This window comes from Streptococcus oralis, assembly GCF_004127215.1.
Taxonomy (GTDB): domain Bacteria; phylum Bacillota; class Bacilli; order Lactobacillales; family Streptococcaceae; genus Streptococcus; species Streptococcus oralis_BD.
This window is the reverse complement of record NZ_QEWJ01000006.1, coordinates 59,561-72,681: the sequence shown is the minus strand read 5'-3', so window position 1 is coordinate 72,681 and position 13,121 is coordinate 59,561. Positions and strand designations below refer to the sequence as shown.

The 13,121-nt window shown below is 42.6% G+C and carries 11 protein-coding genes; 5 read left to right on the top strand and 6 right to left on the bottom strand.

Annotation, left to right across the window (positions count from 1 at the left end; translation table 11 throughout):
* Positions 1–74 precede the first annotated feature (74 nt).
* The 6 genes from uvrC to recJ all read right to left on the bottom strand — a co-directional run bounded on the left by uvrC (position 75) and on the right by recJ (position 8,870).
* Entirely contained in the window at positions 75–1,913 is a 1,839-nt protein-coding gene (gene uvrC / locus DF216_RS05980; protein WP_129326262.1) for an excinuclease ABC subunit UvrC, read from the bottom strand.
* Between the two features lie 101 nt (positions 1,914–2,014).
* Entirely contained in the window at positions 2,015–2,716 is a 702-nt protein-coding gene (locus DF216_RS05975) for a M57 family metalloprotease (protein ID WP_125827974.1), read from the bottom strand.
* Between the two features lie 106 nt (positions 2,717–2,822).
* Positions 2,823–3,602, bottom strand: coding sequence for an alpha/beta hydrolase (locus DF216_RS05970; protein ID WP_061453348.1), 780 nt, complete (start codon positions 3,600–3,602; stop codon positions 2,823–2,825).
* Positions 3,603–3,671: 69 nt separating this feature from the next.
* The gene (locus DF216_RS05965; RefSeq protein ID WP_125827973.1) at positions 3,672–5,333 is read right to left on the bottom strand and encodes a ribonuclease J; all 1,662 of its coding nucleotides are present in this window, start codon (positions 5,331–5,333) and stop codon (positions 3,672–3,674) included.
* A 500-nt stretch (positions 5,334–5,833) separates the two neighbouring features.
* Positions 5,834–6,481, bottom strand: a complete 648-nt coding sequence (locus tag DF216_RS05960) for a COG3942 and LysM peptidoglycan-binding domain-containing protein (RefSeq protein WP_125827972.1) — start codon at positions 6,479–6,481, stop codon at positions 5,834–5,836.
* A gap of 169 nt (positions 6,482–6,650) precedes the next feature.
* On the bottom strand, positions 6,651–8,870 hold the full coding sequence (gene recJ, locus DF216_RS05955; protein WP_164979013.1) for a single-stranded-DNA-specific exonuclease RecJ: 2,220 nt from the start codon (positions 8,868–8,870) through the stop codon (positions 6,651–6,653).
* Positions 8,871–9,046: 176 nt separating this feature from the next.
* Between recJ and DF216_RS05950 the strand changes: the two genes are divergently transcribed.
* From DF216_RS05950 to DF216_RS05930, 5 genes are all read left to right on the top strand, one after another.
* Positions 9,047–9,805, top strand: coding sequence for an amino acid ABC transporter ATP-binding protein (locus DF216_RS05950; protein ID WP_061453346.1), 759 nt, complete (start codon positions 9,047–9,049; stop codon positions 9,803–9,805).
* 10 nt (positions 9,806–9,815) lie between these two features.
* Entirely contained in the window at positions 9,816–10,610 is a 795-nt protein-coding gene (locus DF216_RS05945; RefSeq protein WP_129326260.1) for a transporter substrate-binding domain-containing protein, read from the top strand.
* 12 nt (positions 10,611–10,622) lie between these two features.
* Positions 10,623–11,300: an amino acid ABC transporter permease gene (locus DF216_RS05940; protein WP_049501479.1), complete on the top strand. Its 678-nt coding sequence runs from the start codon at positions 10,623–10,625 to the stop codon at positions 11,298–11,300.
* Between the two features lie 9 nt (positions 11,301–11,309).
* Entirely contained in the window at positions 11,310–11,969 is a 660-nt protein-coding gene (locus tag DF216_RS05935) for an amino acid ABC transporter permease (protein WP_129326259.1), read from the top strand.
* Between the two features lie 129 nt (positions 11,970–12,098).
* Positions 12,099–12,881, top strand: a complete 783-nt coding sequence (locus DF216_RS05930; protein WP_129326258.1) for a DUF4037 domain-containing protein — start codon at positions 12,099–12,101, stop codon at positions 12,879–12,881.
* The last annotated feature ends 240 nt before the right edge of the window (positions 12,882–13,121 follow it).

The following is a 13,121-nucleotide window of genomic DNA, read 5'->3' as shown; positions in this document are numbered from 1 at the left end:
TGCTTCTAGTTTAGCATAATTATAGTTTCTTTAACACTTTTAACAGATTTTTTAGTAACAATATTTTTTATTGTTCACTCACGTAATGATTGAAGTACTTCCATATTTTCTTCCGCCACTTGAGCCAATTCCACTTCTTCCTGTGGGTTCAACTTCCTCTGCACGGCCTCTGCGACAAGTCTTGGCACTCCAACTTCTACAATCTCATCCACACTGGCTTCCTTGATTTTAGTCAAAGACTTGAAATGCTTCATGAGATTTTGCTTGCGTTTAGGCCCTAGACCGTCAATCCCATCCAATTGGGATGAAAAGGAGTTTTTGGAGCGCAGTTGGCGGTGGAAGGTGATGGCAAAGCGGTGCACCTCATCTTGGATGCGTTGGAGGAGGAAAAATTCCTGAGAATTGCGAGATAACTCCACCACCTCAAGCGGATCGCCAAAGAGCAATTCATGGGTTTGGTGCTTGTCATTCTTTTGCAGACCTGCAATTGGAATATCCAAGCCCAGTTCCTCTTGGATGACTTGCTTGGCAATATTGACCTGACCTTGTCCCCCATCGATGACAATCAAATCTGGAGGAGTCAAACTGTCACGCTGTACTCGGCCATAGCGTCTGCGAATGACCTCTCGCATACTGGCATAGTCGTCTGGTCCAACCACAGTCTTGATTTTATACTTACGATAATCCTTCTTGCTAGGCTTGCCGTTGACAAAGACCACCATGGCCGAAACAGGACTAGTTCCCATGATGTTGGAGTTGTCGAAGGACTCAATACGGACTGGGGTCGGGATTTGGAGCAAACGACCTAGATTTTCAATAGCTCCCTGAGTCTTTTCGACAGATTTTTCTAGAAGATTGAACTTCTGCTCCAGACTAACACGGGCATTTTTTATGGCTAGATTAACCAGCTGTTTTTTCTCTCCACGCTGGGGTTTGACAATCTTGGTATCCACCAAAGCCTTGACAGCTTCTTCGTCAACATCCTGCGGAATCAATACTTCATTGGGAACCAGGTGAGATTTTTCTTGATAGAATTGTCCCACATAGGTCAAGAAATCCTCATCCGGATCATTGTAGTAGGGAAAGAGATTGACGTCTCGCTCGATGAGCTTGCCCTGACGGACAAAGAAAACCTGAACACACATCCAGCCCTTGTCCACATAGTAGCCAAAGACATCACGGTTTTGGAGGTCCTTGGCCATGACCCGTTGCTTGGTCCGAAGCGTCCCAATAGCTTGAATCAGATCACGGTATTCCGCCGCACGTTCAAATTCCATACTTTGCGCTGCCACTGTCATTTTACCCTTGAGGTCATCGATGATTTTGTCATCCTGTCCTTTTAAGAAGTCAGAAACCTCCTGAGCCATGGACTTGAAATAGGTCTCATCTTTTTTACAGATAGTGTGGGCCATACATTGACCGATATGGTAATAAAAACAGACCTTAGACGGCGGATTGGTACATTTCCGAAAAGGGAAAATTCGATCTAGTAGCCGCTTGATTTCATTGGCCGCACCGACATCTGGATAAGGACCAAAATAAAGACCTCCATCCTTTTTGACCTGACGAGTAATAATCAAGCGTGGATAACGTTCGTTGGTAATCTTGATGAACGGATAAGACTTATCATCCTTGAGCATGATATTGTATTTAGGCTTGTTTTCCTTGATCAGGTTGATTTCTAGGAGAAGCGCCTCAATATTTGACTCAGTGACGATAAATTCAAAATCCACAATTTCAGATACCAGAGCCTCTGTTTTGGTATCATGACTCCCACGAAAATAGGACCGCACGCGATTGCGCAGATTTTTAGCCTTTCCTACATATATAATAGTGCCATTTTTATCCTTGTGAATGTAACAACCAGGGCTGGTCGGCAAGAGCTCTAGTTTTGATTTGATCAAGTTGTTCATAGTTCCATTATAGCAAAAAGGCCGTAACAGGACGAACAAAAAGCCCCACCAAACGCTTGATGGAGGAGCTTTGATTTCTTTTCGGATTGCACCGACTTCATCTAGTCCCTACCGGTATAGAGTTCTTGAACAGCCTTCACATCCTGGGGTTGAATCCCATAGTAGGAGCCTGCTGGCTGCATAACAGAAGTCTCGTTTGTATGATCCAATCCGATAGCATGTCCCAGCTCGTGCTCCGCTGTATGCACGATCCGTTCATAAGAATAACCATAACTTGGATTGGATAAATAATAATGATTCAGACGCACCGTTACAGATATAAATTGATTGGTCAACAGATTGGTTTGACTCTCAGCTTGACCAGCTACGGCTGTCGATCCATCGTTCATTTCACTTGCCACAATATCTGCTTGACTAGAATCCGCGACCACCTCAAAGGTAAAGGCGCCCGTTTGATTCCAGTTCTTTATAGCTTCTGCATAAGCGCCTTGGAAGGTCTCATCCATTTGAGGCTCAATATAGATGCGAGCTGAGGCTTGAGCCCACTTTCCTTCCGCGTGTTGGTGACTGTCTGTCTGAGACAAGACTTCCAGCGTTCCCGTTTCCTGCCATTGATTCCAGCCACCTTGACCAATCTGGCTCATTTTTTCAACCTGATTGACCGCAGAATGAAAATCACCTGTCAGATACCATAGCACTCCAAAAGCAAGGAGAAGGATGATGACCAAGGTCCAGACCAGACGCCAAAAGAAACGCCAAATTCCCAAAAGAAATCGGAAGAATAATCGAATAATCCAGAACATGACGCTCCACCTTTCATAAAAATAAGAACCTATCTTAAAATCGATGGTCTCCCATAATCAAGATAGATTCTCTATTTTACTCAAAAAAACTGAAAGAAACCTAAAACTAAGATAGACGCTCTTCCAAAACAAAGTTAATTGGTAGAGTAGCTAAAAAACGCTCCAATTGTTTTTCCCAGTAGTACCACTCGTGAGTGCCAGCACTATGACTATAGGTTACTTCAAAACCAAGCTTTTTAAGGTTTTTCACAGCGAGGTTATTGGCTGAGTAGAGATAGTCTTGTTCCCCACACCAAGCCCATAGTTTAGTTTTTTTATCCGATTTCGCAGCGATACTTTCAAGCGAATGAGGGCTAGCTGTCCAGTCTTTGATTTCTCCAAACACTCCTCGCCAGTATGCAAGAGAGCCCAAATCCTGACTTTCAGGAGAAAATTCTTGGAAACTGAGTGCACCAGAAAAACTAGCAGCATGTGAAAAACGATCGGTTGCGAGAGCTAGCTTGAAGGAACCATAGCCACCCATAGAGAGACCTGCAATGAAGGTCTTTTCACGCTTGCTAGTCATATTGGGGAAGAAGCGTTTCATAACCTGAGGCAACTCTTCTGCTAGAGCTGTATAGTAGTTATAGCCATACTGAGTATCTGTGTACCAGCCATTATTTGTATTGGGCATGATAACAATGAGATTGGTTCCCCGCAACAAGCGCTCGACATTGGTCCGCTTGAGCCAGCTATTCTGATTTCCGGACATTCCGTGCAAAAGATAAAGGACAGGAATATCTTTACAATCTGGTTCAGTTACCCGACTAGCATCTGGATAGAGCACAGTAACGCCCCACTCCATATCCAAAACTTCAGAGTAATACTCGATATTCATAACTGCCATGGTTGTCTCCTTTATACTATTCTATAAGAAAAAGCCGAATTTCGACTTTTTCTGTAGGTATACTGCTTATTATTTAGCTTCCATCACGACAGGCAAGATTGCTGGGCGACGCTTGGTTTGATCAAAGAGGTACTTGGTCAAATTATCACGAACCTTGCCTTTGAGATCTGCCCAGTCAAAATCATCACCTTGAAGATATTCTTCTACCGTTTGGTTAATCAATTCAGAACTTTCACGGAGAATATCACGGCTCTTCTTGAGATAAACAAATCCGCGCGTATGGACGCGAGCCTTAGCTACAATTTTCTTCTCACGACGGTTGACAGTGATAGCCACGATAAAAATCCCATCCTCTGACAAAACCTTACGGTCACGAAGGACAACATTTCCAACATCTCCGATAGCATTTCCGTCAATCAAAACATCACCTGCGGAAACTCCGCCAGCAGGGACAAAGTCCCCGTGTTCGTAGGACATGGTGGTTCCCTTTTTAGGAATAAAAATGCGCTCTGGCAACATTCCAACCGCCATGGCAGCCTTGGCATGTGCATCCAATTCACGGTACTCCCCTTGGATAGGGAAGAGATACTTGGGTTGCAAGAGATTAATCATTAACTGCAAATCACGCGCATTCCCGTGTCCTGATACTCGCAAGCTTTGGGTAATGAGTTTTACCACACCACCAGCTTGATAGATCATATTTTCAACACGTGCCATGACAGCTTCTTTAGCGATAGATGGAGTCGTTACGATATAAACTAGGTCACCGTCCTTGATTTCCACATAACGGTGGCGACCGATCGACATCTTACGAAGACCGTTGATAGGCTCACCCATACGACCTGTCTCAAGAATAATCAACTCATGGTCTTCAAAACGAGACATTTCTTTGGGTTTAATCAAGAGACTTTCGTTGGCCAAAGACAATTTTTTGAGACGAATCGCTGTGCGGACGATATTTTCAATATCAAATCCAGTCAAAACAACTCGGCGACCTGTATCCGCAGCAGCATCAAAAACCTGCTGGATACGAGAAAGGTTGCTGGCAACTGCTGCAACGATAATACGACCTTCCCAGTCTGCAATGGTCTGGGTAATTTCATCTCCAACTTCACTCTCGCTTGCCACCTGGATATTGCTGTCCGCATTCGCCGAGTCACTAAGAAGAGCTAAGACACCTTCGCGGCCAATCTCTGCCAAACGAGCAAAATCCGTCGCATAGGATTCGCTAGCCGTCTGGTCAAACTTGAAGTCACCTGTATAAACGATGCTACCTTCACTTGTTTTCAAGACAACTCCCAAACTTTCTGGGATAGAGTGAGTTGTACGGAAGAATGAAACCACAGTCCCTCCAAAATCAATCTCTGTATCCTCATCAATCACATGGAAGTCATTGAATTTCTTAACCGTATCATTTCCTTTGACAAAGAGCTTCGCCAACTCAATAGTCAACTCAGAGCCAAACACAGGCACCTTAGCCTCTACCAAGAGATAAGGCAGAGCACCAATGGCATCCGCATGCCCGTGGGTCAAGAAGACCCCAGCGATACGATCACTATTTTCAAAAAGATAGTCCATATTTGGAATGACGACATCAACTCCAAGTTGTTCATTTTCAGGGTATTTAAGCCCTGCATCCAAAACAAAAATAGAATCATCGATTTCAGCGATGTACATATTTTTCCCATTTTCACGTACACCACCAAGTGTTGTTAAACTAATATTACTCATTTTTCCTCCGAAACTTAATTTATCTTGATTATAGGGTAGATTTACCCTCTTATTCTAAAAGTTCTAAAACTTTCAGCCGAATCTTTTCCTACCATTATACCATTTTTTTGATTATTTTCAAAATGAAGATAAGTTTTCAACAAGAGATTAGTCACTACTGTGAATCAAATCCTTTTACTTTGACTTCTCTTTTGGAGGCTTCATCTAAGGTAATGGAAGGATTGCACCATCAAAAATATGGGCTTTTTGAATCAATTTAATTTCAGATACCTTTCTAGAACCCTAAATTTCTTTTTTAGTTCAAAATAAACTTGTTTTTACCTCTCGACTTGAGAACTATTTTCTACAAAGACATGGTTTATCTGCATCTAAAAGCGAGAATTTCCTGTTCGCTACAGAATCTAAAAATTTAAGAAATTAGCCATTAATATAGAGGATAACGTTAGGAAATTTTTTCAAAAAGAAAAAAGACTTAGAAATTCTAAATCTTTTTATCATCTTTAGTTTGGATAGATATAAGTGACGTTACCTAAAAATTCATGAGGATTAAAGAAGCCACGATAATTTGCAATCTGCTTTTGACGTCTGTAGTTGGCTTCCAATACCTGGATAGAGTTTTCACTTTGAACATCTGTTACATAAGCAACGTGGCCATATTCACCACCGTCCCAAACGGCGATAGCTCCTACTACTGGAACACTACCTGTCTTATAGCCTTGAGCACTCGCGTAAATTGCCCAAGTGTTAGCATTTCCCCACCAGTTACTAGCCCAAGGTGCCAATTCTTTCACACCCCATGTACACTGGCCAACAGGATAAGAGTTCCCATAGTTTGTTGGTGTCTTTTCGACAACATTTTCTGTATCTGATACCACATTCGCAGTGCTAGCTGGAGCGCTATAGGTAGAGTTAGCCTTAGCAGAACCACTCACTTCCAAAACATCCCCTGGGTGGATAGTATCAAAGATGGTTTTTCCATTCAAAGTTGCCAACTCATGCGGATCCATGCCGTTAGCGGTTGCAATGGCATAAAATGAATCACCGTCTTGGACAACGTAAGAGTTGGCATGAACCGTTTGAGCCCCAACTGTCGCCAAGAAGGCGGTAGAAGTCAAGCCAAAAATCAGTTTTGTAACTGTTTTTTTCATAACTATATTCCCCTTATATTTTCTTAATAAGAAAATCATACTTGATTTACATGTCAGTTCGTTTAGAGTTATATTTTAGTCATGTTACAAAAATTTATACTTTTACTACATAAGGTTTAAGATATGACAAAGAAAAAAGCTGAGATTGGTTACCTCAGCCTCTTTCCATCTATTTTTTCATTAAAAAATCATAAATCTCTTGCACGGTACCCAGCGCCATGATTTCTTGATTTTTTACGGTTTGTTTGAGATTTTGGTATATCTGACTGTCACCAATTTCCCTTTTCGGCGCTTCTTTATTGACTGTCATGATACCATCTTTGATAGTTACAAAGCCCAGTTCCTCAAAGACTTGAATCATCTTGACCAGCAAGATTTGTTGGATATTGAGATAAGTCGCTAGATCCTTCAGCTTATAGCGAATATCAAACTCTGGAAACTGGTAAATAGTCTTGTACAATTTTGCAAACTGTTCTCTAGTCCCGTAACCTGTCAGATAGTAGGCCTTGTCAATGTCGTTCTTGAAATAGACAGCGGAGAAATTCTGTTCCTGAAAAACGGTCTTCAGCAGGCTAATATCCTCAGGAATGGTTTTTACAACCACAGCATCACTGGTCGCTAATTCTGGCAATTCTCCAGCAAAATCTAAGACCGGAACCCCTTCTGGCAAGGCTGCATTCTTCCCACGAATGTTAAAGAGTTGAACACCTTCCACACGCGCATCCACCATCATCAACTGGAGGGCAGTTTGGCCATTCCATTGATTGACAGACAGGGTGACTGCCAATTCTAGGTTTTTTGTTTGAGCAAACTCCGTCGCCCATCTGCCTTGTCCGAAGACCACCACTTCAAAACTCGCTTCTCCCTTAGAAATTTTTAATTTGAGGTGAGTATTTCCCGCACCCATACTACGAGCACTCTCGACATTGAAATCCCTGATATAAAAAACAGGCTTCTGATTGTCCATCCCAAAAGGTGCCAAACGTTCAAAACTTTTAACCGTTTCTAAGCTAAGTGTCTCCAAATCCAACTCTTCATCTAGATTTAACTTGTTCTTACCACTAGCATCTGCACCTTTTTCACGGATATAGTCTTCCAAGACCTGAGATAAATCTGAAAGTTTCTCCACTTCTAGCGTCATGCCCGCTGCGCCAGCATGGCCTCCAAAGGCGATGAAAAGCTCTCGATGGGGATCCAAGGCTTCAAAAATATCGACTGCTTCCACACTACGAGCACTGCCCTTGGCACGACCGTCTTCAATATTAAGAATGATAACTGTCTGCCCTATTTCTTCCAGCAAGCGTCCAGCAACGATTCCTAGAACTCCAGGATTCCAACCTTCTTTGGCTAGGACTTGTACCTTTTTCTCAGAATCCACCATGGTCTTGGCTTCTTCATAGATAGATTGAACGATTTCCTTGCGTTCTTCATTTTTCTGGTGAATCATAAGGGCAATCTCATGAGCTTCCTCGTCGTCAAACCCAGTCAGCAAATCAATGGCTGGGTTGGGATCGTCTAAGCGACCCAAGGCATTCAAACGAGGGGCAAGCTGAAAACCAATCGTTTCTTCTGTCACTTCATTAGCAGCAATTCCAGCCATGTCCAGCATTTCTTGCAGACCGATGCGTTGAGTATGCCCCAACATTTCCAAACCATATTGGACCAAGATACGGTTTTCATCCGTCAGACTCACCATATCGGCAATAGTTCCGATGGCGACCAAATCAAGCAACTCCACTTGTACTTCTTCTAAAAGGGCACAAGCTAGCTTGAAGGCCACTCCGCAACCAGCTAACTGTTTGAAAGGATAGTCCGCATCTGGATGTTCAGGATGGATAATCGCATAGGCTTCTGGCAGGGTTTCAGGCATGGAATGGTGGTCAGTCACAATGACATCTACCCCCATAGATTGGGCCAGTTCAATGGCTTCGTGACCCGCAACTCCATTGTCCACTGTCACAATCAAGGAAATCCCCTCTTGCTCGATAAAGTATTTGTAAACACTGGCATTGGGGCCATAGCCGTCTGTAAAACGATTGGGCAGGTAAACACGGCACTCAGCACCAAGCTGTTCCAAACTTTCCTTAATAATCGAAGCCGAAGTCATACCATCCGCATCATAGTCACCGTAGATGAGGATATTCTCCCCTTCTTCAATAGCCTGACGAATCCGTTCCACTGCCTTATCCATATCATGGAGCAAGTAGGGGTCATGTAAGTCCTCCAAGGAAGGCTCTAAAAACTTCTTCAGACTTTTCTCATCCTGAATCCCTCTCTCAAATAATAATCGAGCCACCTCGGGACCCAGTCCAGCCTTCTTGGCTATCTTTGTAAAATCCGCATCTTCAACTTGCGGAGCAAACTGCCATTCATAAGTAGGAGTTATCAAAAAAACATCCACTCTTTCTAAGAATTCTATCGTTTCATTATAACATGATTTAGACTTTTTCACTATTCAGATTGCTTTTTTATAACATTTTAGTGAATTTTTTCAGATATAATTTGACAAGGCGATTCTTTTGGTGTAAAATCATGTTATAAAATCTAACACAAAGGAGATCTCTCATGGCTTTAGTAGAATTTAAACACGTCGAAAAATATTACGGAGACTACCACGCACTCCGCGACATCAATCTCCGTTTTGAAAAAGGGCAAGTTGTTGTCCTCCTAGGACCTTCAGGCTCTGGGAAATCCACTCTTATCCGTACGATCAATGGTTTAGAGGCTATTGACAAAGGAAGTCTCCTAGTCAATGGACACCAAGTAGCAGGTGCCAGTCAGAAAGATTTAGTTCCTCTTCGCAAGGAAGTTGGCATGGTTTTCCAGCATTTTAACCTCTATCCACACAAAACAGTGTTAGAAAATGTAACACTTGCTCCCATAAAAGTTCTAGGGATTGATAAAAAAGAAGCTGAAAAAACAGCCCAAAAATATCTGGAATTTGTAAATATGTGGGACAAAAAAGATTCTTACCCAGCCATGCTATCTGGTGGACAAAAACAGCGGATAGCCATCGCTCGTGGCCTTGCTATGCATCCGGAACTCCTCCTCTTTGATGAGCCAACATCTGCTCTTGATCCTGAGACTATCGGAGATGTTCTAGCAGTTATGCAAAAATTGGCTCAAGACGGGATGAACATGATCATCGTTACCCATGAAATGGGCTTTGCCCGAGAGGTTGCTGACCGCATTATCTTTATGGCTGATGGAGAAGTCTTAGTAGATACGACAGATGTCGACGACTTTTTCGACAATCCAAGCGAACCTCGTGCCCAACAGTTCCTCAGCAAAATTATCAACCACGAAAGTGACAAAGTCAAATAAGGAGGCGCCTATGAAAAAGAAATTCTTTTTATCCGCATTATTGATTAGCCTTTTCAGCCTTGCTACTGCCAAACCAGTTCAGGCTGATACCAGTGTCGCAGACATTCAAAAGAGAGGCGAGCTAGTTGTAGGTGTTAAACAAGACGTTCCCAATTTCGGCTACAAGGATCCCAAGACAGGGACTTATTCTGGTATCGAAACTGACCTTGCCAAGATGATTGCGGACGAACTCAAGATCAAGGTTCGCTATGTTCCTGTTACCGCTCAAACCCGTGGCCCCCTTCTAGACAATGAACAAGTTGATTTGGATATCGCGACCTTCACCATCACTGACGAGCGTAAAAAACTCTACAACTTCACAAGTCCCTATTATACGGATGCTTCTGGCTTTTTGGTCAATAAATCTGCCAATATCAAAAGCATTGAAGACCTAAATGGCAAAACCATCGGAGTTGCCCAAGGATCCATTACCCAGCGCTTGATTACTGAACTGGGCAAAAAGAAAGGTCTAACCTTTAAATTCGTCGAACTTGGTTCCTACCCAGAATTGATTACTTCCCTCCATGCTCACCGTATTGATGCCTTTTCCGTGGACCGCTCTATCCTATCTGGCTACACCAGTAAACGAACAGAGCTCCTAGATGATAGTTTCAAGCCATCTGACTACGGTATCGTTACCAAAAAATCAAACACTGAACTCAACGATTATCTTGATAACTTGGTCACCAAATGGAGCAAGGACGGTAGTTTGCAGAAACTTTATGACCGTTACAAGCTCAAACCATCTAGCCATACTGCAGATTAAGGAGGACACCCCATGACAGATTTATCATCTTGGACAGCCTATTTTCAGGATTTTGGACAATTTTTCAATGGTTTCCTCTTCACTCTCGCCCTAGCAATTGGATCCTTTATCCTAGCCATGGTTTTGGGCATCTTCTTTGGGGCCATGTCAACTAGTAAACGCCCATTCTTGCGCGTTTTGGCTCGTATCTTTGTCGAATTTTATCAAAACACTCCCCTCTTGGTGCAGTTTGTCATCGTTTTTTATGGTCTACCTCTTATCAGCGACCACACCATCATGATTCCGATTTATTGGACAGCTGTTCTCTGCGTCGGACTCTATCACGGTGCTTATATCGCTGAGGTTATTCGTTCAGGGATTCAGTCTATTCCTAGTGGTCAAATGGAGGCGGCCTTATCACAAGGTTTCACCTATATCAGTGCCATGCGCTTGATTATCTTGCCTCAGGCCTTCCGTATCATTCTCCCTCCTTTGACCAACCAAATCGTTAACCTTATCAAGAATACTTCAACTGTTGCTATCATCTCTGGAGTGGACTTGATGTTTGTGACCAAGTCTTGGTCAGCTCTCAACGGAAACTACATCCCAGCCTTTCTAGGTGCTGCTCTACTCTACTTTGCCCTTTGCTTCCCTGTCGCCCAGTTTGGTCGCAAGATGGAGCAAGCAAATAAAAAAGCCTATTCACTTTAGGAGGTTACTATGGAATCTATTTTAGAAGTTTTGACCCCAGATAACATAGCCTTTATCTTTAAAGGATTTGGCTTGACCCTCTACATTTCTCTTATTGCCATCGTCCTCTCTACCCTGATCGGGACTGTACTTGCTGTCATGAGAAATGGCAAGAATCCTATCTTGCGAATCATCTCCAGCATTTACATCGAATTTGTGCGTAATGTTCCCAATCTTCTCTGGATTTTCACCATCTTTTTGGTATTCAAGATGAAGTCGACACCAGCTGGCATTACCGCCTTCACCCTCTTTACATCAGCAGCCTTGGCTGAGATTATCCGAGGTGGCCTCAATGCCGTAGACAAGGGACAATACGAAGCAGGAATGTCTCAAGGATTTACCTCTGTGCAAATCCTCTACCATATCATTCTCCCACAAGCTATCCGTAAAATGTTGCCAGCCATCATTTCTCAGTTTGTGACCGTGATTAAGGACACCAGTCTCCTCTACTCTGTTATCGCCCTACAAGAGCTCTTTGGAGCTAGCCAAATCCTCATGGGACGTTATTTCGAACCAGAGCAGGTCTTCAGTCTTTATATCCTGATCGCCCTCATCTATTTCAGCTTTAACCTAGCAATCTCTAGCCTATCCCGTATGCTTGCCAAACGCTGGCAACAAGCCGCAGAATAAAAAAAGAAATGTGAACTCAAAAAAGGGTTCACATTTTTTGCTACAAATGAAAAAGAGTAACTCAATACTATGCAAACGTTTTACTTTTTGGTAAAATGACTTTAAAACCATAAAGCTAGGAGAAAAACAATGATCCAAGAACTTTACAAAGAATTCTCTCAACTGAAACAAGTAGAGGCCATCGCTCTAGGCGGTTCACGTGCAGGACAAGACTATGATCAAAATTCTGATTATGATGTCTATATCTACCTCAACTCACCTATTGACGAGGAAACTCGTCAAATCATCCTGAGCAACTATTGCTCCTACATGGAAATTGGAAACCAGTTTTGGGAGTTAGAGGATGACTGTGTACTAAACAACGGAATCGAAATCGAGTTGATTTATCGTTCGCTGGATTCTTTTGAACAAGAATTGAACACAACTGTTTTTCAACACAAAGCTCAAAATGCTTATACAACTTGCATGTGGCACAATCTACTCCACAGCAAGATTCTATACGACCCGAATGGGCGCTATACTTCTCTTCAAAGAGCCTACCAGATTCCCTACCCTCAAGAACTCAAAAAACATATCATCGAAAAACAGCTCCTTTTGCTGGATCAGGCCATGCCCGCCTTCTCTCACCAAATTAAAAAAGCTATCAAACGCCAAGATCTTCTCAGTATGAATCATCGTACGAGTGAATTTTTTGCTTCCTACTTTGACTTGTTGTTTGCGCTCAATGAGCAGACCCATCCTGGTGAAAAACGAATGCTGGAGTATGCAAAAACCCATTGTACTCTCCTCCCTAAGCAATTTGAAGAAACTATTCGCGACTATTTCCAACTACTCTATCAACCGCAACAAGAAGAACAAGCGGTCGTAACCTTACAAACCATTCTGAACCAACTAAAGGCCATTTTACCATGAGTAAAAAAGAAAATGTGAACCTGAAACCGAGGCTCACATTTTTTTATAGTTCACTGTAAAGCATCTAGTCTACTCATATGCAGTTGCTTATTTTTGACCCTCTCTGAAAATCTGTAACTAGGTTAAAAATTGTCCACTTGATTGACGAGTAACCACCAAGCTATTCCAAAACCTCACCTACAATCTCCTGACCCGCTCTGCCATTGTTGCTACTAATGGAACTTTCATTTTTTCTTTAAG